17 protein-coding genes are annotated in these 21,231 nt (G+C 57.2%); 10 read left to right on the forward strand and 7 right to left on the reverse strand.

The features are described 5' to 3' along the window. Positions 1–266 precede the first annotated feature (266 nt). On the forward strand, positions 267–1,847 hold the full coding sequence (locus tag D3791_RS13380; protein WP_022875910.1) for a glycoside hydrolase family 68 protein: 1,581 nt from the start codon (positions 267–269) through the stop codon (positions 1,845–1,847). 206 nt (positions 1,848–2,053) lie between these two features. Here D3791_RS13380 and D3791_RS16685 read toward each other — a convergent pair whose 3' ends face one another. Both D3791_RS16685 and D3791_RS13390 read right to left on the reverse strand, forming a co-directional pair. Further along, positions 2,054–4,423 (reverse strand): PT domain-containing protein, encoded by a 2,370-nt coding sequence (locus D3791_RS16685; RefSeq protein ID WP_216847351.1) that lies wholly within the window; start codon positions 4,421–4,423, stop codon positions 2,054–2,056. 356 nt (positions 4,424–4,779) lie between these two features. Then, the gene (locus D3791_RS13390) at positions 4,780–5,553 is read right to left on the reverse strand and encodes an SDR family NAD(P)-dependent oxidoreductase (RefSeq protein ID WP_172512499.1); all 774 of its coding nucleotides are present in this window, start codon (positions 5,551–5,553) and stop codon (positions 4,780–4,782) included. A gap of 231 nt (positions 5,554–5,784) precedes the next feature. Between D3791_RS13390 and D3791_RS13395 the strand changes: the two genes are divergently transcribed. The 4 genes from D3791_RS13395 (at position 5,785) to D3791_RS13410 (ending at position 9,797) form a co-directional block, all read left to right on the forward strand. Next, positions 5,785–7,125 carry an MFS transporter gene (locus tag D3791_RS13395; RefSeq protein WP_022875907.1) on the forward strand — a complete coding sequence of 447 codons (1,341 nt, stop codon included), beginning with the start codon at positions 5,785–5,787 and terminating at the stop codon, positions 7,123–7,125. Between the two features lie 29 nt (positions 7,126–7,154). After that, the gene (locus D3791_RS13400) at positions 7,155–8,042 is read left to right on the forward strand and encodes a transketolase (protein ID WP_172512500.1); all 888 of its coding nucleotides are present in this window, start codon (positions 7,155–7,157) and stop codon (positions 8,040–8,042) included. After that, entirely contained in the window at positions 8,042–9,034 is a 993-nt protein-coding gene (locus tag D3791_RS13405) for a transketolase family protein (protein ID WP_172512501.1), read from the forward strand. The genes D3791_RS13400 and D3791_RS13405 overlap by 1 nt, the downstream gene beginning before the upstream one ends. A gap of 97 nt (positions 9,035–9,131) precedes the next feature. After that, on the forward strand, positions 9,132–9,797 hold the full coding sequence (locus tag D3791_RS13410) for a GntR family transcriptional regulator (protein ID WP_172512502.1): 666 nt from the start codon (positions 9,132–9,134) through the stop codon (positions 9,795–9,797). Between the two features lie 120 nt (positions 9,798–9,917). Here the strand turns inward: D3791_RS13410 and D3791_RS13415 are convergent, their stop codons facing one another. The 3 genes from D3791_RS13415 to D3791_RS13425 all read right to left on the reverse strand — a co-directional run bounded on the left by D3791_RS13415 (position 9,918) and on the right by D3791_RS13425 (position 12,857). Beyond that, the gene (locus tag D3791_RS13415) at positions 9,918–10,220 is read right to left on the reverse strand and encodes a DUF1883 domain-containing protein (protein WP_172512503.1); all 303 of its coding nucleotides are present in this window, start codon (positions 10,218–10,220) and stop codon (positions 9,918–9,920) included. 99 nt (positions 10,221–10,319) lie between these two features. Continuing rightward, positions 10,320–11,366, reverse strand: a complete 1,047-nt coding sequence (locus D3791_RS13420) for an NAD(P)-dependent alcohol dehydrogenase (RefSeq protein ID WP_172512504.1) — start codon at positions 11,364–11,366, stop codon at positions 10,320–10,322. 246 nt (positions 11,367–11,612) lie between these two features. Next, the gene (locus D3791_RS13425) at positions 11,613–12,857 is read right to left on the reverse strand and encodes an MFS transporter (protein ID WP_172512505.1); all 1,245 of its coding nucleotides are present in this window, start codon (positions 12,855–12,857) and stop codon (positions 11,613–11,615) included. Between the two features lie 400 nt (positions 12,858–13,257). On the opposite strand from D3791_RS13425, the gene D3791_RS13430 reads away from it, so the two are divergent. Then, entirely contained in the window at positions 13,258–13,614 is a 357-nt protein-coding gene (locus D3791_RS13430) for a hypothetical protein (protein WP_172512506.1), read from the forward strand. A gap of 322 nt (positions 13,615–13,936) precedes the next feature. Then, positions 13,937–16,165: a polyribonucleotide nucleotidyltransferase gene (locus tag D3791_RS13435; RefSeq protein ID WP_022875900.1), complete on the forward strand. Its 2,229-nt coding sequence runs from the start codon at positions 13,937–13,939 to the stop codon at positions 16,163–16,165. A gap of 79 nt (positions 16,166–16,244) precedes the next feature. On the opposite strand, the gene D3791_RS13440 is transcribed toward D3791_RS13435, so the two are convergent. Both D3791_RS13440 and D3791_RS13445 read right to left on the reverse strand, forming a co-directional pair. Next, entirely contained in the window at positions 16,245–17,612 is a 1,368-nt protein-coding gene (locus tag D3791_RS13440) for a short-chain fatty acid transporter (RefSeq protein ID WP_028268680.1), read from the reverse strand. 204 nt (positions 17,613–17,816) lie between these two features. Beyond that, positions 17,817–18,377 carry a phosphorylase family protein gene (locus D3791_RS13445; RefSeq protein ID WP_022875898.1) on the reverse strand — a complete coding sequence of 187 codons (561 nt, stop codon included), beginning with the start codon at positions 18,375–18,377 and terminating at the stop codon, positions 17,817–17,819. A 124-nt stretch (positions 18,378–18,501) separates the two neighbouring features. Between D3791_RS13445 and D3791_RS13450 the strand changes: the two genes are divergently transcribed. The 3 genes from D3791_RS13450 to D3791_RS13460 all read left to right on the forward strand — a co-directional run bounded on the left by D3791_RS13450 (position 18,502) and on the right by D3791_RS13460 (position 21,191). Next, entirely contained in the window at positions 18,502–18,993 is a 492-nt protein-coding gene (locus D3791_RS13450; RefSeq protein ID WP_022875897.1) for an S-ribosylhomocysteine lyase, read from the forward strand. Positions 18,994–19,115: 122 nt separating this feature from the next. Next, a complete protein-coding gene (locus tag D3791_RS13455) occupies positions 19,116–19,508 on the forward strand; it encodes a hypothetical protein (protein ID WP_172512507.1) in 393 nt (130 codons plus the stop codon). A 312-nt stretch (positions 19,509–19,820) separates the two neighbouring features. Then, positions 19,821–21,191, forward strand: coding sequence for a M16 family metallopeptidase (locus D3791_RS13460; protein WP_022875895.1), 1,371 nt, complete (start codon positions 19,821–19,823; stop codon positions 21,189–21,191). The last annotated feature ends 40 nt before the right edge of the window (positions 21,192–21,231 follow it).

Genomic DNA, 21,231 nt, shown 5'->3' on the forward strand with positions numbered 1-21,231 from the left:
GGCGCGGCTGCGACGTCGCAAAGATTTTGGGGGAGAGATCGTGCATCACTACGAGTGACCGATATCCACGCTAGCGAACATCCAAAACGTTTTGCAAACAATGTGATGGAGCTTTCGTTAAGAATCCTAAAAAATGTGATCCTGCTTCCAAAACGTTTTGGATAGATTGACACAAGCTATGCGAATCCTTAGATTCGACTGTGGAGAGAACGTGTATCACGGTCAGAGCGATTGTCCGATTCCATATCGAACAAAGGCAAACAATCGTGAACAAACAACGTACGAAGCGTGGCATCCTTACTGCCGCACTGAGCATCGGGGCACTTGGTGCTACCTTGATCTCGGGGCCAGCTGTAGCTGCCACCGACGCAGCACCTGGCTTCCCACAGCCAACCGAGCACACTCAGAAGGCTTACAGCCCAACCGACAATTTCACCTCGCGTTGGACTCGTGCTGATGCAAAGCAGCTCAAGGCCATGTCTGATCCAGATGCCGGTTCGCGTGAAAATTCCATGCCTACGGAATACACCATGCCGACCGTTTCTCAGGATTTCCCTGACATGTCCAACGAAAAGGTTTGGGTCTGGGATACCTGGCCACTGATCGACGAAAACGCTAACCAGTACAGCGTCAACGGTCAGGAAATCATCTTCTCGTTGGTTGCCGACCGCAAGTTGGGCTTCGATGAGCGTCACCAGTACGCACGCATCGGCTACTTCTACCGCCCAGCAGGAATCCCTGCTGACGAACGTCCCGAAGATGGCGGCTGGACCTACGGCGGACAGGTCTTCGACGAAGGCGTGACCGGGAAGATCTTTGAAGATCAGTCTTTCACCCACCAGACCCAGTGGTCGGGCTCCGCACGCGTAAGCAAGAACGGTGAAATTAAGCTCTTCTTCACCGACGTTGCTTTCTACCGCGACAAGGACGGCCAGGACGTCAAGCCTTATGACTCACGCATCGCATTGAGCGTTGGTCACGTCCACTCGAACAAAAAGGGCGTGAAGCTGACCGGCTTCAACAAGGTCAAGGAATTGCTGCAGGCAGACGGTAAGAACTACCAGAATGCTGCGCAGAACTCCTACTACAACTTCCGTGACCCATTCACCTTTGTAGACCCAGCGCACCCAGGCGAGACCTACATGGTCTTTGAAGGCAACTCGGCCATGGATCGCGACGATGCCAAGTGCACCGCTGAAGATCTTGGTTACCGCGAAGGCGAAACCAACGGTGAAACCGTTGAGCAAGTCAACAACTCCGGTGCAACCTACCAGATCGGTAACGTTGGACTGGCTCGTGCCAAGAACAAGGCACTGACTGAATGGGAATTCCTGCCACCAATCTTGTCGGCTAACTGCGTTACCGACCAGACTGAGCGTCCGCAGATCTACATGCAGGATGGCAAGTACTACCTGTTCACCATTAGCCACCGTTCGACTTTTGCCACCGGCATTGACGGTCCAGAAGGCGTCTACGGATTTGTTGGTAACGGCATCCGCAGTGACTACCAGCCACTGAACCGTGGATCGGGTCTGGCACTTGGCAGCCCAACGAACCTGAACTTCGCAGCAGGTACCCCATTCGCACCTGACTACAACCAGCACCCAGGTCAGTTCCAGGCATACTCGCACTACGTCATGCCTGGCGGTCTGGTTCAGTCCTTCATCGATACCATCGGAACCAAGGACAACTTCGTCCGCGGTGGAACGCTTGGCCCAACCGTCAAGCTGAACATCAAGGGTGACTCGGCAACCGTCGACTACAACTACGGCGATAACGGTCTTGGCGGATGGGCAGATATCCCAGCCAACCGCGAGCTGAAGAACAGCAAGGCAGTAGCCAAGTAATTTGGTTTTCTAAGTTCGCCATGAGCAGTCAGGTGCCAAGTCCTGGCGGCAATGACGAATGACAGCAGCGGCCGCTTCCTCAACTACATGTTGGGGTGGCGGCCGTCGCTGTACTATTCCGTTGTCGCGTTTAATACGAGCGGGGCTTCGATACTTTTTGTATCGAAGCCCCGCTCGTGTACGCGTTCTATTGGTCTTGTGGACTCTTAGCCGTGCCTGCCTCGGCGGCGAAGCGCTACCGTGATGGCGCCGAGCACGATCAGTCCCAGTGCAACACCACCGGCGAGCATCAGCCCTGAACTCGCGCCGGTGTCGGCAAGCTTGTCATCGTTGCGCTTGTCTTCCTCGTCGGAATCCTGCTCCTGATCGGTTGAAGGCGACGTGGTTGCACTAGTTTCTGGTGGAGTGCTTTCATCCGTTGGATCGTCGGTTGGGTCATCCGTTGGATCGTTAGAAGGCTGTTCAGTTGGTTCCGCGGTTGAATCGTCTGTCGGCTGCGCCGAGGGCTCTTCAGGTGCGGCAAACAGGCCGAACCAGGTAGACACAGTTCCGGAATCATCTGCTAATTGTGCCAATGGCTTGGTGATTGCTTCATCCGCGGATGACTCTTCCTTCGCAGCTCCCTTGAGGTAGTAGATACCCGAGGTCAATTTCTCAACACGTGCGTCATTAATCACCAAGCGGTTTCCTGTAACGGCAAAGTCGACGGCCCTGAGTGTGGCAGTCTGCCCCTCGGCGGCCTGATATTCCAGGTCGAAGCTGAAGCTCTCTTCAGAGACCTCAGGGAAATCTTCGGGAATGTCAAAGCTGAGTTCAGAGTGGCCGGCTTCTGCCAGTCGGACTCCCAATCGGCTGTCGATGATGTCCGATTGCAACGACAAGACATTGGCACCGGACAGAAGTGCGGAAATTACACGTCCGTCTGATCCTTTGACCGATACCAACAACTGGTTGTGGTCCGAGATGCTGTCGGTGAAGGCCTCGTCAGCGGTGATCGTTAGCTTGCCGTTCTCAACTGTTCCCTCGATCGTCTGAGGTTTCGCGCCAGGGGAAGTGCGGTAAGTGACTGCGACGTCGCCGTCTTCTACACCTGACTTTGTAGTAAAGACGTAGGTTCCGTCTTCGACGGATGAAGATTCGCTGTCGAATGCCAAATACTCTTCGCCCGGGGCTACTTGCTCACCAGATTCGGGTTCCTCAGCCTCAGGAACGTCCGTTGGTTCCTCGGTTGGTTCCGCGGTCGGTTCTTCGGTTGGCTCGGAGGTTGGTTCAGTAGTTTCGGTTGGTTCCGCGGTCGGTTCGTTCGTGGGTTCCGCGGTCGGTTCTTCGGTTGGCTCGGAGGTTGGTTCAGTAGTTTCGGTTGGTTCCGCGGTCGGTTCGTTCGTGGGTTCCGCGGTCGGTTCGTCCGTGGGTTCCGAAGTTGGCTCAGACGTTGGTTCCTCGGTTGGTTCGGAGGTCGGCTCCGAAGTTGGTTCGGTAGTTTCGGTTGGTTCCGCGGTCGGTTCTTCCGTGGGTTCCGTGGTCGGTTCGTCCGTGGGTTCCGAAGTTGGCTCAGACGTTGGTTCCTCGGTTGGTTCGGAGGTCGGCTCCGAAGTTGGTTCGGTAGTTTCGGTTGGTTCCGCGGTCGGTTCTTCCGTGGGTTCCGAAGTAGGTTCTTCGGTCGGTTCCGAAGTTGGCTCCTCAGTTGGAGTTGGAGTTGGAGTTGGAGTAGGTTCTGGTGCCTCACCATAGAGGCCCATATACACTGTGGCCGATTCACTCTCGCCTGGCCCGACGAAGTAAACCTGGTAGCTGTCCCCTGCAGTTAACTGCGAAATTACCTCATCTGAGACAGTTAATTTCCCGTTCGAGATGGAGATCTCTGACAACTCTAGGTCGACGAACCCGCCTTCGGGAGCGTCAGGCGAGTCGCTGTAGTAGAAAATGGATACTTTTGCTGATTCGAGCCAGGAAACTCCTGCAGGCAAATCGAACGTCCATTGGCTTGATCCGACAGGAAGAAGTGGGGTGCCGGAACGTTTCTCTACTTCACTGGTTTCCAGTGTGACGGCGCTCGACGACGCATAATAGGTGCCACCCCAATGCGTCAGGTCTGGGCCGACTTCCTCACCGGTTGAGACACTAAAAGAAATCTGTCTGCTGTCCTTCGTCCAACTTGAGTATGCGTCAGCGTGGTCACGCGGCCCGTTGTAAACGACTTTGCCATCCTCATAGCGGGCTTCTAATGTGCTCCCCGTATTTGGAACGGTAGAAGAGCTGAGCCAAACTTTTTCGCCATTGTCAGCGACACCGTAGGTATCGTTCAGCACGACGATGCCATTTGGTGGGTCGCTCAACTCGTAATTGACAGTAAATGCTTCCTCTCCCTTTGGCGCAACGTTGAGCGCCTTGTCTTCATAGATCGGAGGAGCGTCGGCTGCCGGTTTAGCGAGGCTAAGCGGGGCATGCACAGGAGTTTCATTGGGGAGGCCCATTGCGAAGCTGCTGGTCACCCCACCCAAGGCAAGTGAGCCTGCGGCAATAACGGCAAGTGGAAGGCGTGCGGTTCGCGCATGCTTTTTTCGGGTCTGGTTCACGGTAAACCTCTAGCTTCAGGAAAGATGCGGATGATCATCGCTCCGCCTGATTGCGCGTAGGCGAAACTTTGCCCAGTAGATCACAATTTGATAAACAGTTCAACCACCAAATTGATATGAGAACATCTTCAGCACGTGTTTCGTCAGGCCAGTCGCGATATTGCGTCCCAGGTTTCCCGTGACTTTATTTTCGGTCTTGGATACGTTCGGGAGCGAACGGAATGAATTTCTGGCCAATATCGGAAAGCCATCAGGTGTAGCAGGATGTCTTGGTGAAAATTAGCGGGCAAAAATGCGCCGGCGCTCGCCCATGCTTGATGGGGGAACGCCGGTGATTTTCAGGCACTGAATGGCGATTAGTGCATGTGGCTGCCGCCGTTGATATCAAGCGTGACACCGGTCAGGTAGGAGGCCGTCTCGCTGGATAGGAACGTGATGACCGAGGAGACCTCTTCGGTGGTTGCGGTGCGGCCAATGGGGATGTCGCGAGCGATGGCGGCTTCGGTCTCAGGCGTTGAGCCCACGCGAATGTTCGTGTCGACAGCACCTGGCGTGACCGCGTTGACGGTGACGCCACAGTCCCCGAGCTCGCGGGCCAGGGCCTTGGTGAATCCGAGGACCGCGGCCTTGGCTGCCGAGTAAGGGACCTTGCCGAAAACACCTCCGCCGCGCTGCGCGGATACTGAAGACATGTTGACGATTCGTCCCCATCCGTTGGCGATCATCTCTGGAAGGAACGCTTTGGTGACGAGATAGGTTCCGGTTGCGTTGACTGCGAAAATCTTGTCCCACAACTCACGCGTGGTTTCCAGGAAGGGGACTGGTGAGGTGATGCCTGCGATGTTGGCAAGCGCACCGACAGCTGGAAGTTTGCCGGCTGCCACTTCAGCTTGAACTGCTTCCTGAGCGGCGGTAACCGAGTTTTCGTCGGCGACGTCAACGCTGTACCCGAAAGCGGGAACTTCATGCGCCGCGCCAATTTCTTGAGCTACTTCAGAAGCCTTGGCGCCATCGAGGTCGAGGATGACTACGGCCCAGCCTTCTTTGGCAAAGCGGTTGGCAGTAGCCATGCCGATGCCTTGTGGGGATGCTGCGCCGGTGATAACTGCGGTGCGGGAAACGTTGCCCATGATTGGACTCCTTTGTCATCTGGACGGCAAGCGTTTCAGTGCGACGCCGTCGTCTCGTCTTGTGATGGAAGACACTTTATCCATGTTGACTGTTAACAGTCAACTGTTAAAAATAAGTTTGTGTTAACTGTTGACAATGGCAAGTGGCGTAGAACACACTGGTGGACGTATCCTGTTGACTGTTGACAATGACCGTCCAATGAAGGGCTGTCATCCTGAAAGGTTAGTGACATGACGAACCAAGGACTTGCGATGCGTGGACATGTCCACGGCACCAAGGATGCCAAACGCGTCGCTATCGGTTCCAGCGTTGGAGCCGTCATTGAGACTTATGATTTCATCGGCTTCGGCACCGCCGCAGCGCTGTATTTCGGCACTGCCTTCTTCCCGAGCGACAATGCTGTCACCGGAACGCTGGCCGCATTCGCAACACTCGGTGTTGGCTTCGCCGCTCGTCCATTGGGCGGCATCCTCGGCGGCCACTTGGGCGACAAAGTCGGCCGAAAGCCGGTACTAGTTGCATCGCTGGTGCTGATGGGTCTATCCACCTTTGCCATCGGCTTGCTGCCGACATTCTCCCAAGTAGGTATTCTGGCACCGACGCTCCTGGTGCTCATTCGCATCATCCAGGGTTTGGCTTTCGGCGCTGAGTGGGGTGGAGCGATCCTCATGAGCTACGAACACGCGCCATGGAAGAAGAAGGGCAAGTACACCGGCATCGTCCAGGCAGGTTTCCCGGTCGGATTGCTGTTGGCCAATATAGTCTTCCTCTACAGCGTGAATCTCGACGGCGACTGGGCTTGGCGCGTACCATTCCTGGCTAGCTTGCTGCTGGTATTCATTGGCTTGCTGATTCGCTCCAAGGTGCCGGAATCTCCGGTATTCGAGGAAGTGAAGAGCTCCGGTGAAATCTCGCGTTCGCCAATTATCGAGGTGATCCGCGATGACTGGCGCAACATCTTGCGTGGCATCGGACTGCGTGTGGCGGAAACCGCCGGCTATGCAGTGTCCATTACCTACATGATTTCCTACCTGCACGAAAGCGGGTTGGCTGATAAGACCCAGACCCTCGTTGCGCTATGCATTGCGGCAGCGATCGGCATCTTCGCCACGATGTTCTGGGGTTCGCTCACCGACAAGATCGGCCGCCGCCCGCTGTACCTGATCTCCACCGGATTCGCAGTGCTCTTCGGAATTCCAATGTTCCTGTTGGTCAACACAGGACTGTTCTTCCTGGTTATCGCCACGGTCGTCATTTCCTACGCAGTCTGCCAGAACTCACTGGCCGGAGTTCAGGGTGCTTGGTTCCCGGAACTGTTCCAAGCCAAGACCCGCTCGTCAGGCGCTTCGCTGGCCTACCAGATTTCGGCCATGGTCTCCGGATTCACTCCGTTCATCACCACCTTGCTGTTCGTAGCCTTCGGCTGGGTCGGCCCAGCACTGCTCTTCAGCCTGTACGGCGCCATTGGCCTCTGGGCAGCGCTGGTCACCCGTGAAACCTGGGGCAAGAACGAACGTCGCTTGGCCGACGAGGCCGAACAAGCCACCCCCGCACACAAAATCGAAGCCTAACCGGCCCCACAATCATTGAAGGATCAGACATGAACGCATCATCTGTTGCCACTGCTAATCCAACAGCGGTGAGCACCGAGCGCCGCCAGAAGGTGGAGGAATTCGCCTACCGAGCACGACACCATGCACTGAATATGGGCGAGGTCCAGGGCCAGGGCTATGTTGGCCAGGCACTGGGTTCCGCCGACATGTTCGCCGCTGTATATGCCGACCAGCTGAACTACCGCGCAGAAGATCCGGACTGGGACCAGCGCGATCGTTTCCTGCTATCGACTGGCCACTACGCCATCGGCCACTACGCCGCATTGGCCCAGGCCGGGATCGTGCCGATCGAAGAGCTTGAGACCTATGGCTCGGATGACTCCCGTCTTCCAATGTCCGGCATGTCCACCTACACTCCGGGAATGGAGATTTCCGGCGGTTCACTGGGGCACGGCCTGCCGATCGCCATCGGCACCGCGTTGGGACTGCGACACCAGGGGTCTTCGGCCCGCGTCATCAACTTCATGTCGGACGGCGAACTGGACGAAGGATCAACCTGGGAAGCGGTGATGGGCGCCCACCACCATGGCTTGGGGAACCTGACCGTCCTCGTGGACATCAACGCGCTGCAGGCTGATGGAAAAACCGACACCGTCTTGCGCACTGAACCGGTTGCCGACAAGTGGGCAGCCAGCGGATGGTTCGTACAGCGCGTCGACGGCAATGATGCCGGCGCGTTGCTGGCCGCGTTCGACGCGGTGGCAGCTGAAGCAAAGAACGAAGCCCGCCCATCGGTAATCCTCTGCGATACCCGTATCGGGCGCGGGGTGCCGCTATTGGAACAGCGCGAAAAAGCGCACTTCATGCGGATTGAAGAAAACGAATGGCAGATCTGCCGTGAACAACTCACTGCGGGCTACGAAGGAGATAAGTAATGACCAGCACCCCGGCAAAGACCCGACTCAAGACCTCGGCCATGATCGCCTCCTTCGCAGATCCGGGCCAGAAGACGGCCCCGGCTCCATTTGGCCATGCACTGGTCAGGGCCGCGGAGGAAAACCCAGCCATCGTCGGCCTGACGGCGGACCTCGGCAAGTACACGGATATGCACATCTTCGCCAAGGCCTACCCGGAACGCTTCTTCCAGATGGGCATGGCGGAGCAGCTGCTGATCGGCGCGGCAACCGGCATGGCGCAGACCGGCCTGGTGCCCTTCGCATCGACCTACTCGGTTTTCGCTGCTCGCCGCGCCTACGACTTCCTGTGCCTGGATGCCGCCGAGCCGAACTTGAACGTCAACATCGTCGGCGGCCTGCCGGGCTTGACCACCGGGTACGGCCCAAGCCACCAGGCAACCGAAGACATGGCCATCTTCCGTGGCATGCCCAACCTGACCATTGTTGATCCGTGCGACTCGGTGGACATCGAACAGGCAGTGCCACAGCTGGCGGCCAGCGAGGGCCCGACCTACCTGCGCTTGCTGCGTGGCAATGTTCCCACGGTGCTTGATGAATATGATTACACCTTTGAACTGGGCAAGGCGAAGGTGCTGCGCCCAGGCAATGACGTCGTCATGATTTCCAGCGGTCTGATGACCATGCGTGCCTTGAGCGCAGCCAAGGAACTGGAAAAGCACAACGTTGATGTCTCGGTAGTTCACACCCCAACCATCAAGCCATTTGATTCGGAAACGGTGCTGCGTGAAATCAACACCGATCGTCTGGCACTGACGCTGGAAAACCACACGGTGGTCGGCGGACTCTTTGAAACAGTGGCTTCTGCCATGGTTCAGGCCGGAATCGGCAAGCAGGTTCTGCCCGTTGGCCTTCCAGACGAGTTCCTGCATGCCGGCGCGCTGCCAACCTTGCATGATCGTTACGGGTTGTCGGTGGACCGCATTGTTCAGAAGGTGCTCGCTGCACTGTAGTAAATTCCGGGAACCGTGTGATCCGCGGTTCCCGGCGACTACTATAGAACCAAACGTGCAACTGTCGACTGTTGACTCATAGAAGAGGGTGGATTCCATGGCCGCAGAACCAATGGCCTTGTTGGGGCTTGAAAAAACGAGCCTGAGAGAACAAACCCTCACTGCCCTGCGTCAGGCCATCACCACCGGACAGCTCGAACCAGGAAAGCATCTGGTGGAAACCGAGCTGTCCGAAATGCTCAATATCAGCCGCGGCACGTTGCGCGAAGCATTGCGCCAGCTCCAGCAGGAAGGCCTGGTTGCACCCGGCGCGCGCGGTCGGCTCTCGGTGCGCAGCTTGGACGTGAAAGAGATCAGGGACATCTTTGCGGTGCGCGCCGCGCTGGAGACACTGGCTGCGCAGACGCTATGCCGACTTGATGACCGAAGCGAAGCCGTCGCCCAGCTGCGTTCGGCTCTGAAAGTCATGGATAACGAAGTCAAGCAAAGCCTCGAACGTGGTATCGAAGCGGATCTCGACTTCCACCGGGTGCTTTGCCGGCTCACGGGCAACGAGTCGTTGCTCCACGCATGGGAACAGCTTGAAGGAAGCATTCGCATGTCCATCATGTGGGCCGGCAAAGAGCGCGGAATCAAGAATATGAATGTCTCGCGCCACAAAGAAATCGTTGACGCTATCGACTCGGCTGATGTCGGGTTGGCTGCTGCCGTGATCAGTGCGCACATGGACACCGCTGCAGAAGTTCTCGTCTCGTCGACGTAGCTGAGGATTCCGGGCCAACAGGACGACCGCACGGGAATGAAGACAAGGCAACGCGCGTGTACCAATGAGTGTCATTGGTACACGCGCGTTGCGTCTTTTTAAAAGACCACCAACGGTTTTCTAGGACCTTCGTTCTTCAAGTTTGTGCGGGGGCTGAACGATAACTTCATGGCGAACGCCACGGCCGGGCAGGCCCTGAAGATCGATGACCAAGAACCAGGGGCCTGAACGCGGTACCTTGACCCGGTAGGGTGCTCGGCGGGCGACGCCGCCGTGAGAATCGTATTTTTCACCGTCTTCGAATGACGCAAAATTCTCCGGATCCATCAGCCTGACATTGGCTGGTCCGCTAAGCGTTACTACCAACACGCTGCCTCGCTCAAGGTGGTCCCAGGAGTATTCCGCAAAATTAGGATCAGTCACGAGGAAACTTTCTGATGAACGGGAAAACATTAAAGGCGAACGGCGTCCGATCCACCAACCTATCAGTTGATGAATCGGACGCCGTCAGAACCTAAGTGCTTAGGCCATGGTTGCGGTGTCAATCACGAAGCGGTAGCGGACATCCGACTTCAGGACGCGCTCGTAAGCCTCGTTGATCTGGTCTGCAGAAATGACTTCAATTTCTGCACCGATGCCGTGCTCGCCACAGAAGTCCAGCATTTCCTGGGTCTCCTTGATGCCACCAATGTTGGAACCAGCGAAGGAGCGGCGTCCGCCGATCAGGGCGAAAGCGTTAACTGGAAGTGGCTCGGCTGGTGCACCAACGTTGACCAAGGTGCCGTCAACGCGAAGAAGCTGCAGGAACGCACTGATGTTGATCGATGCACTGACGGTGTTGATGATCAGGTCGAACGTCTTGTGCAGATCCTTGAAGGTAGCCTCGTCGCTGGTGGCGCGGTAGTCGCTGGCACCAAGCTTCAGACCGTCTTCCTTCTTCTTCAGCGACTGCGACAAGACAGTTACCTCGGCACCCATGGCACTGGCAATCTTGACCGCCATGTGGCCCAGACCGCCAAGACCGATGACTGCGACCTTCTTTCCCGGGCCTGCATTCCAGTGGTGCAGTGGGGAGTAGGTGGTAATGCCTGCGCACAGTAGGGGAGCGGCAACATCAAGTTCGATGCTGTCGGGAATGCTCAGCACGAACTTCTCGGTGACGACGACATTGGTGGTGTATCCACCCTGGGTGACGGTTCCGTCGCGATCAATAGCGCCATAGGTACCCACCATGCCTTCAACACAGAACTGTTCGAGGTCATCGAGGCAGTATTCGCACTTGCCACAAGAATTAACCATGCAGCCGACGCCGACTCGGTCGCCGACCTTGTGCTTGGTGACTTCGGAGCCAACTTCTGCCACGATGCCGGCAATTTCGTGACCTGGAGCCAGCGGGTAAGACTGTGGGCCCCAATCGCCACGAACCGTGTGGATGTCTGAGTGGCAGATGCCAGCGTACTTGATGTCGATCCGGACATCGTGTGGTCCGACTTCGCGTCGTTCGATCTGGATGGGAGCCAGCGGCTCGGTTGCTGACGGGGCTGCGTATGCGTTGGCCATAGTAGTCATAGGAGTGTTCTTCCTTTGTTTATCTGTTTACGTGTTTCCGTCAGCCGGTGTCGGCTCGCGGAGGTATTCAGTTACTTGCGAATCCAGATTTTCGCGCATTGTCGCTATCGCTTCGTGTGAGAAATGATGCTTAGTAGGAAAGTTGTGACTTGTTCCCTCTAAGGACAACTTCAATCGATCCGTAAATAATCCCGACTGGACGAGATTTTTTATCCCTATTTGCGAGGGGCTTGAATAGAAGGCGGACTATACGCGGAGTGCTGATTCTTGGCGGACGGAACGCTTCGCAAGAACTGAGAGTGTGATCACTGGGATGAGTGTCAGAGCTGCAACGCATGCTCCGAGTAAAACTGGGCCAGTTGTGCCCAGCGGGGTTTCCAAGGACTTGCCGCCTGCCCACGAAGCAACCACCGTGCCTGCATTGAATCCGGCGACAGTTAATGATGAGGCCAACGTTGGAGCTTTATTGCCGTAGTTGATAGCCAGAGAAGCGAGGATCGGGTTGGCACCGAGGCCAAAGTATCCGAGCAAGGCAATCAAAGCGATCATTGGCAGTTTCACCTCTGAGAGCAGACAAATTGCCAGCAAGATCAGGGTTGAGGTGGCCGGGGCAATGACAGTGAGCAAATGTGGATGTGCATCGCCGAGTCTTCCGCCAACTAGGGAACCAATCAAGGAACCGATACCAAAGCCGATCAGTACTAGAGGTATAACCGTCTCACTGAACCCTGTCCCGTCGATGAGTAACGGAGAAATATAGGAGTAGGTCGCCAAAACACCACCGGTGGTAGTGGCGCAAGCGGCAAGGGTGAGACATAACCGCGTTGAGCGAAGCCCAGCAAGTTCACCGCGTATCGATACATTGGAGTGCTGCGACAAATTATTCGGAACATGGCGAGCAATGAGCAAAGCAGAGATCACCGCGAGCACTGCAAGGCTCCAGAACGATCCCCGCCATCCAAAGTATTGGGAGGCGAAGGCTCCTAACGGCACACCTAAGACTGTGGCAAGCATGCCTCCTGCATTAATAATTCCCAGCGCACGTGATGCCATGCCGGCTCCCGCGCTCTTGGCAGCTACGACCCCGGCAATGGCCCAAAAGGCACCGGTTGCTAATGCTGTGACGAATCGAGCAATCATTAATAAGGTGAAGTCGGAGCCCAGAGCAACCACCACGTGGCCGACGGCAAAGACGGCCAATGCCAAGATCAATGTCATTCGTTGAGGTAGGCGCAGCGTCAGCAGGGCCATGAGTGGCGCCCCGATCACCATCCCTGTTGCGAAAACGGTGATCAGCAGGCCGGCTTTCGCGACACTAATGTCAAGTTCGGCAGCCAGTTGGGTCAGGATGCCGGCCACGATGAACTCAGTGGTGAGCATCGTGAAAGTGCCTACTGCAAGCACATAAACAACTAAAGGGATAGGGCTAATGCCACTACGCGTTGTTGCGGTGAGAGGCCCCGCTTTCACGCGTGGTTCGTCAACGTTCATTAACGTCCGTTCTATTAAGTAGGAATCCTTCAATATCTATTAGACCCGGAGAATCAAGGCGGAGGAAGAGTATGTCCATACCGCTACTGGCTGTACCTCTTTAAAACGTCATTTTAGGATTCCACCTGGATCCTGAACCGGGCTGGCTGACCGACGGTATTCCGTGGGCAAGACGCAGGATTTTGAAAACTTCGCGCAATATCGACAGCCGGCGTCGCCGATCTATAAGGGCCAGGACGGCGATTTTTGGGATTTTCCGCAACGTAATTTGAAGGGACAAATATTGAATGACGAGCCGAGTACTTGAAAGGGTTGTTCGAGCCCTTGGGGTAAAAAATCGCATTCGTCAACGGAGGTTCAGTTGAACATCAAGAGGAAACTAGCAAGCACACTGATGGCCATGGCGCTTATTGCTGGCGGCACAGTCATCGCGCCAGCCGCGCAGGCCGGAGAACACATCAGCTCCACCCGCAATGGCGCAACCGGAGTCACCTACAAGTTTAATCACTGGACCAATAAGTTCTGTATCAAGCAGAACATCGGCAAGAAGTATCAGGGGATCGCTACTTTCTACGGCTCCCACGACACCTCTTATCTACAAACAAATGGCTATCGTAAATGGAGCTGCCTGAACTTGGTCAAGGGCACAAGCTCTGGGATTTGGAACGGGGACACCATTCGTTTCTGCCTGAAGAGCCGAATTGTGGGCGGTTTGAACACGCATCCTCCTGTCTCCTGCGGATACGTCAAGATCTAACGGACTGTAGGAAGAAGCGGCCCGTCCATAGTGCAGATCCCGGGAATTCACCTAAAGGTGGCAGGTCGGGATCTGCACCTTTGGGTAATTCCCGGTAGGCTAGTACTTGGGTCTGCATATTCTATGTGGGCCCCGAATGAAAATAACTCCCAGGGCTGACTGACCGTTGGTCCCGACCGCCAGTTTCGCGGTCCTCGGTAGTGACTTTCGCTAGGGCCATTCCCGGTTCCAGCGCGGGTCTCGATCGAAGACCAGATCTGGGTAGGGCAACGCGGTTCGCTCATCCACCAAGCTGGGAGCGATCGAAAGGAGCACCCCCTTAATGGAGGGTCCAGAAATCCAATTCGCCGAAGCGCAGATCGACAACGGTCGCTACGGCACCCGCACCATCCGCTTCGAAACCGGCCGCCTTGCCAAGCAGGCTGCTGGCTCGGCTATGGTCTACATCGATGATGAGACCGCACTGCTCTCGGCAACCACCGCAGGCAAGCACCCACGCGAAGGCTTCGACTTCTTCCCACTGACCGTGGACGTTGAAGAGCGCATGTACGCTGCTGGCCGCATCCCAGGCAGCTTCTTCCGCCGCGAAGGCCGCCCATCGACCGAAGCCATCCTAGCTTGCCGTCTGATGGACCGCCCACTGCGCCCGGCCTTCGTCAAGGGCCTGCGCAACGAGGTCCAGGTTGTTGTCACCGTTCTGTCCATCGAGCCAGATGAGCTGTACGACGTTGTAGCAATCAACGCTTCCTCGATGTCCACCCAGCTTTCGGGCCTGCCATTCTCCGGCCCAATCGGTGGCGTTCGTGTTGCACTGGTTGACGATGGAAACGGCGCACAGTGGGTTGCTTTCCCACGCCACTCCGAGCTGAAGAACGCTGTCTTCAACATGGTTGTTGCCGGCCGTATCGCTGGCGACGACGTTGCCATCATGATGGTGGAAGCTGAAGCTACCGACAACGCTTGGGAACTGATCAAGGACCGCGGCGCTGTTGCTCCAACCGAAGAGGTTGTTGCAGAAGGCCTTGAGGCTGCCAAGCCATTCATCAAGGTCCTGTGCGAGGCCCAGGCTGACCTGGCTGCTCGCGCTGCCAAGGAAACCGTTGAATTCCCAGTCTTCCGCGATTACGAAGAAGACGCCTTCGCTGCTGTCGAGGCTGCCGCTTCGACCCGCCTGGCTGAGATCTACACCATCGCTGACAAGCAGGAGCGCGACAACGCTGCCAGCGCCTACAAGGACGAAGTCCTGGCATCGCTGGCCGGCGAAGGCAACACCTTCGAAGGCCGCGAGGGTGAAATCTCCAAGGCCTTCGGCGCTGTCACCAAGCACATCGTTCGCCAGCGCATCTTGACCGATCAGATCCGTATCGACGGACGTGGATTGGCTGACATCCGTCAGCTCTCCGCTGAAGTTGAGGTTCTGCCTCGCGTTCACGGTTCGGCAATCTTCGAGCGTGGCGAAACCCAGATCATGGGCGTGACCACCTTGAACATGCTGAAGATGGAGCAGCAGATCGACTCGCTGTCCCCAGTGAAGTCCAAGCGCTACATGCACAACTACAACTTCCCTCCATACTCGACCGGTGAAACCGGCCGTGTTGGTTCGCCTAAGCGCCGCGAAATCGGCCACGGCGCACTGGCTGAGCGCGCACTGGTTCCAGTGCTGCCAAGCCGCGAGGAATTCCCATACGCAATCCGCCAGGTCTCCGAGGCACTGGGCTCCAACGGCTCGACCTCCATGGGCTCGGTTTGCGCTTCGACCCTGTCGCTGCTGAACGCTGGTGTGCCACTGAAGGCACCAGTAGCCGGTATCGCCATGGGTCTGGTTTCGGACACCGTCAACGGCGAAACCCGTTACGCTGCCCTGACCGATATCCTCGGTGCTGAAGATGCCATGGGCGACATGGACTTCAAGGTTGCCGGTACTTCCGAGTTCGTCACCGCAATCCAGCTCGACACCAAGCTGGACGGTATTCCAGCTTCGGTTCTGGCTGCTGCGCTGACCCAGGCCCGCGAGGCCCGCCTGCACATCCTGAACGTCCTGAACCAGGCGATCGACACCCCGGATGAGCTGAACGTCAACGCTCCACGCATCATCTCCGTGAAGATCCCAGTGGACAAGATCGGCGAGGTCATCGGCCCTAAGGGCAAGATGATCAACCAGATCCAGGAAGACACCGGCGCTGACATCTCGATCGAAGATGACGGCACCGTGCTGATCGGCGCAACCAACGGCGAGTCCGCCGAGGCTGCCCGCTCGGCGATCAACGCTATTGCCAACCCTCAGGTTCCTGAGGTCGGCGAGCGTTACCTGGGTACCGTCGTGAAGCTGACCACCTTCGGTGCGTTCGTTTCGCTGACCCCTGGCAAGGACGGTCTGCTGCACATCTCCGAGCTGCGCAAGATCAACGACGGCAAGCGCGTGGAAGACGTTGAAGACGTCGTCGGTGTTGGCCAGAAGCTGCAGGTCGAGATCACCAAGATCGATGACCGCGGCAAGCTGTCGCTGGCTCCAGTCATCGACGAGGCTGAAGAAGAAGCTGCTGCTGAGTAGCCTCTAGAAGCTGCAGGAAACCCCGGACCACTTGGTGGTCCGGGGTTTTCTTTGCCCGGAATCGGAAGCGAAGGCAGGTCTACAGCGAGGCGAAGACCATGGCGGCGGCGAAGACAATGCCCGAAGCGATCAGCACGATAGTGGTGTAGCCGAGGATGTCTCTCATCTTCAGCCCCGCGATGGCCAAAAGCGGCAGGGCCCAGAACGGCTGGATCATATTTGTCCACTGATCCCCGTAGGCGACCGCCATAATCGGAATCGACGGGTCAACCCCCAGCTCTGCGGCTGCGGTCAGCATGATCGGGGCCTGCACCGCGAACTGCCCGCCCCCGGATGGCACGAAGAAATTCACTACTCCGGCCGATAGGAAAGCCAGCAGGCCAAAGGTCTGCGGCGTGGACACGGCAATCATCACCTCGGAGATCACCTCGATGAGCCCGGTGCCGGTCATGATGCCCAAGATGCCGGCATAGAGCGGGAATTGCAGGAGGATCTCGCCGACGTTGGATGCAGAGTGCTTGGTCAGGGCCATCAGCTCGAAAGGATTGCGAACCAGCAGCAGGATCAGGCACAGGAATGACCAATTCACGATGTCCAAGGTCAGCGTCCCGCCCTTGGAAAAATTAATGACCAGATATGCCAGGAGCATCAGACCCAGCAGCAAGGTCGGCAGACGGCTGGCATCTACCCGGTCAGCCGGGGTGCTGACCTCATCATCGATGTCCACGAGCTTTTCCCGCGCATCGGTGCGCAGCTCATGGATCTTATCCTCGCCACGCGGGGCAACGAGGTACAGGGCCAGCCCCACCAGCACTATGGTCGCGACGATCGCGATCAGGTTCCACGGCGCGAAGATCGTTTCGGAAATGGGCAGGGGAGCGCCGAGCTGCTTTGCGATGAATGAGTCCGGAGTGGCGGCGGTGAGCGGCCCGGACCCCGAGTAGCCCATATGCCAGATGACAAATCCAGCAAAGCCGGAGGCGACCAGCAGAGGGAAGTGGACGCGGACATTGCGTGCACGAGCCTGGGCAGCCACTTCGCGCGCCAGCAGCCCGCCGACCACAAGCCCGAGTCCCCAGGTGATCAACGAGGCGATGGCGGCAACGAGAAAGACGAAGATATAGCTGGCCAGAGCGGTTTTGGGGATGCTGCTCAGAGCTCGAAGCATCTTGCGCACTGGACGGGTATTGGCCAGGATGAATCCCAGCATGAGCACCAGCGCCATCTGGGTGATGAAGCTGAGCAGCCCGGCCAGGCCATCACCCCAGCTTTGCACGATGAGCACCGGGGTCGAATCCGTGGCGAGTAAGGCGAGAATGGCTACGATGAAGGTCAGCACGATAGCGAAGACCAATGCCGAAGGAATGAACTTCTCGACAAGATTATTGATCGGGCGCATTGCCCTGGAGGCGATCGTACCGCTGTGTTTTGTTGCAGGAACACTCATGTTTTCTGTTACCTCAAATCATCATTGACTAGGGACATACAACTGTTGCGAGTGTCGTATGGTGACGTGCACCATAGTAGCCAGCGGATCCGCCTTGGCCACGCAGGGGTCGTCGCGCGGGTCGCCAATTCCAGAAGCCGAGGTAAAACAAACGCCTGACCGGTGGATCGGTCAGGCGTTTGGGAGATTGCAGAAGCTGTGCGCTTAGCTCAGGTGCTTATCGTAGAATTCGCGAAGCTGGACGCTCTTCTGTTTTGCGATGTCGTCCCACTCGTCGATTGAGGCAGAATCATCGGCATAATCAGATGGGATCTTGAAGATCTGCAATGGCACATCAAATCGCTGGCAGACGCTGGCGTAGGCATAGCCTTCCATATCCACCAGCGATGCGCCGAGGCTCTTTACATGGGCACGCTGCTGGTCATCCGAAACGAAGACATCGCCGGTGGCCATGGTGACCTGGTAATCCTCAAGAAGGACTTCACCTGTCGGATCAACGTCAGCCGACGGCAATGGGAAGTCGTGCTGGATCAGCTTGGTGACCTGGTAGATGGTGTCCAGGCTTGGGCGGTCTTCGCCTGCATGTCCAACGACTCCGGCGGTACCAAGCACGATGACGTTCTTGATGTTGCCGTCGGCGATGGCGCCAGCCAATGCGACCGAAGCATTGATTTTGCCGACGCCCGAAATCAGGTGGTCAACATCTGCGAAGGCGACTGCTTCGTCTGCATGCGCAAAGACGAGCAAGGACTTCTGTTCCGACATGAATTTCCCCTCTAAAGAAGTCAGTCCGGGAAATTTCCTGTTCCCGAACGTCCTAAGAAGTCTACCGGTTACGTTGCAATTACGAACGTCGATTCGCCGTTGACCTAACCGATACACTTTATTCATGAGTGATATCGAACTTGCAGAAGTTGAAAGCTTTGCCTTGGACCACACCAAGGTCAAGGCACCTTATGTCCGCAAGATTGGTGTGGAACGCGGCCCAAAGGGCGACGCCATCACCAACTATGACATCCGGTTTGTGCAGCCTAACCACGGCGAAATCCCGACCGCGGGACTGCACACCATCGAGCACACCATGGCTGGGCTGCTGCGTACCCGCATTGATGGCTTGATCGATTTCTCCCCGTTTGGCTGCCGAACCGGTTTCCACATGATCCTTTGGGGCGAGCCTGAGCCGGCCGAGGTCGCCGCAGCAGTGAAGAGCTCGCTGGAGGACATCGCCGAGCGCATTACTTGGGAAGACGTTCCAGGTACCGAAGCCAAGAGCTGCGGAAATTACCGGGACCACTCGCTGCACTCCGCGCGCGAGTGGGCCAAGGTGATTCTTGAGCAGGGCATCAGCCTGGACGCCTTCAAGCGTTCCAAGCTCGCCTAAATTGACTTAGGGGACAAATGATCTCGCGCTTCACCATCGGAGCGCGGGATCATTTGCGTTTCAGGCACAAAGACCCGAAGCGCTGAGGGCGTCTCAGCAAAACCATATCTGTCCTAGGTAGCATGGTTGATATGCGCAAAGTCCTTTCCTCAGCCGCCGTTGTCGCGTTCATTATTTTTTCAACCAGCGGATGTGCTGATCTGGACTCGGCGCGCACCACGACCATTGGCGACGCCTGCCAAAAGGCGATCCAAGAGCAGAATGAAGCTTGGTCAGATCATGACGCTTCGGAAGAGAAAATCCGGGAAGCCGAAACCAAGGGACTGAACGACTGCAAGGACTTGGATGAGTGGAGCACCGCAGTTTCGTACAATCCCGGTTCCGTAGGCTACGAGGAACTAAGCCTCGAAGAAGCAGCGAATTCAATATATCTGGCTTGCTCGTCGGTTGATGCCGAACACAAGACACCGGTATGCGCCGATGCCAGCAAGCGCGGATACCTCGACGAATCCTAGGATCGGTTCCTCGGTTTTTAGTTTTCTGCCTGCTCCGAAAGCCAAGCCGAACAGGCCATCGACTGAGTGCTCGGCAGGCTGCTACAAGCCGGCGTCTGCGATCATTCGCCGATGGATACGCTGTGCGCTTATCTTGATGAGAGCGGGAACGAGAATTGCCTTGAACCGCAGCGCCCCTGCCTGTGATGGCCGGAGACTTGAGCTTCGGTGACTGACTGGACTGTTGCCCTGTACCAACGGTTCTGTGGGAGAATGAGGGCAATGTTCCGGGCCTCATGAAGGCTCAACGCTAAAGATTTAAGGACGTATTTCGTGGCCATGATTCCATTGCCGTTGCACTCGGTGGAGACAACCCAGTTCTCTCCGATCGACCCGGCGGACCCCACCCTGGTTCACCGTGGCGAAGGCGGCTCGGAAGTCCGGCGAAGCATTCTGCCCGGCGGCGTACGCGTACTTACCGAAGCCATGCCCGGGCAACGCTCCACTACCGTCGGTTTCTGGGTGCCAGTAGGCTCGCGCGACGAAGAAGCCGGACACTACGGCTCTACTCACTTCCTTGAACATTTGCTGTTCAAGGGCACCAAAAAGCGCTCGGCCCTGGAGATCGCCCAGTCCTTCGACGCCGTTGGCGGCGAATCCAATGCCGCAACGGCGAAGGAATCCACCTGCTACTACGCCCGCGTGCTGGACACCGATCTGCCAATGGCCCTGGATGTCATCGCCGACATGGTGACTTCCGCTGTCATCGATCCACAGGAGCTGGAGCAGGAACGCGGAGTGATCATCGAGGAACTCGCGATGGACGCAGACGACGCCACCGACGTCGCCCACGAACGATTCGTCGGACGGGTCTTGGGCGATCACCCTCTGGGACGCCCTATTGGCGGCACCCCCGATGAGATCAACAAGATCAGCCGGGAAGCGGTCATGGAGCACTACCGTGCCCACTACCGCCCCAGTGAACTCATCATCACCGCAGCCGGGTCGCTGGAACATGAGAAGCTGTGTTCCATGGTGCTCAACGCCCTGAGCGAAGCCGGCTGGGAACTGGATCCGTTGGCAGTACCGCAGCCACGCCGCGGGGAAGAGCCAGCGCAGATCACCTCCAAGGCCGGAATCGAAGTGATCAACCGGCCGGTAGAGCAGGCCAATATCATCATGGGTTGCGCCGGCATCACCGGCCATGATGATCGGCGGCAAGTGCTAGCCGTGCTCAACGCTGTTCTCGGTGGCGGCATGAGCTCACGCTTGTTCCAGGAGATCCGCGAGAAGCGCGGACTGGTATACTCCACCTATTCATTCTCAGCCGCCTACACGGACGCTGGATACTTCGGCATGTACGCTGGATGCGCACCCTCCAAGGCCGCGGAGGTCATCACCTTGCTTGGTGCCGAACTCGACCGCCTCGCCAGCGATGGCATCACAGAGCAGGAGCTGACCCAGGCCAAGGGGCAGCTGGCTGGCGGCACCGTGCTCGCCCTCGAAGATCCCGGAAGCCGCATGTCCCGACTGGGACGGGCCGAGATGGTGACCGGAGAGTTCCAGGACATCGATGAAGCGCTGGATCGCGTTAATGCCGTGACCACGAAGCAGGTGCAGGAACTCGCTCAAGAATTGGCTGCCAAGGACCGAGTGATCACCGTGGTCGGCCCGTTTGAAGACGAAGCTGCTCTCGGACTGTAGCCTGAACCAGCACGCGGTGGCATCCCAGAGGGGATGCCAC

The organism is Glutamicibacter mishrai (assembly GCF_012221945.1).
GTDB classification, from domain to species: Bacteria; Actinomycetota; Actinomycetes; order Actinomycetales; family Micrococcaceae; genus Glutamicibacter; species Glutamicibacter mishrai.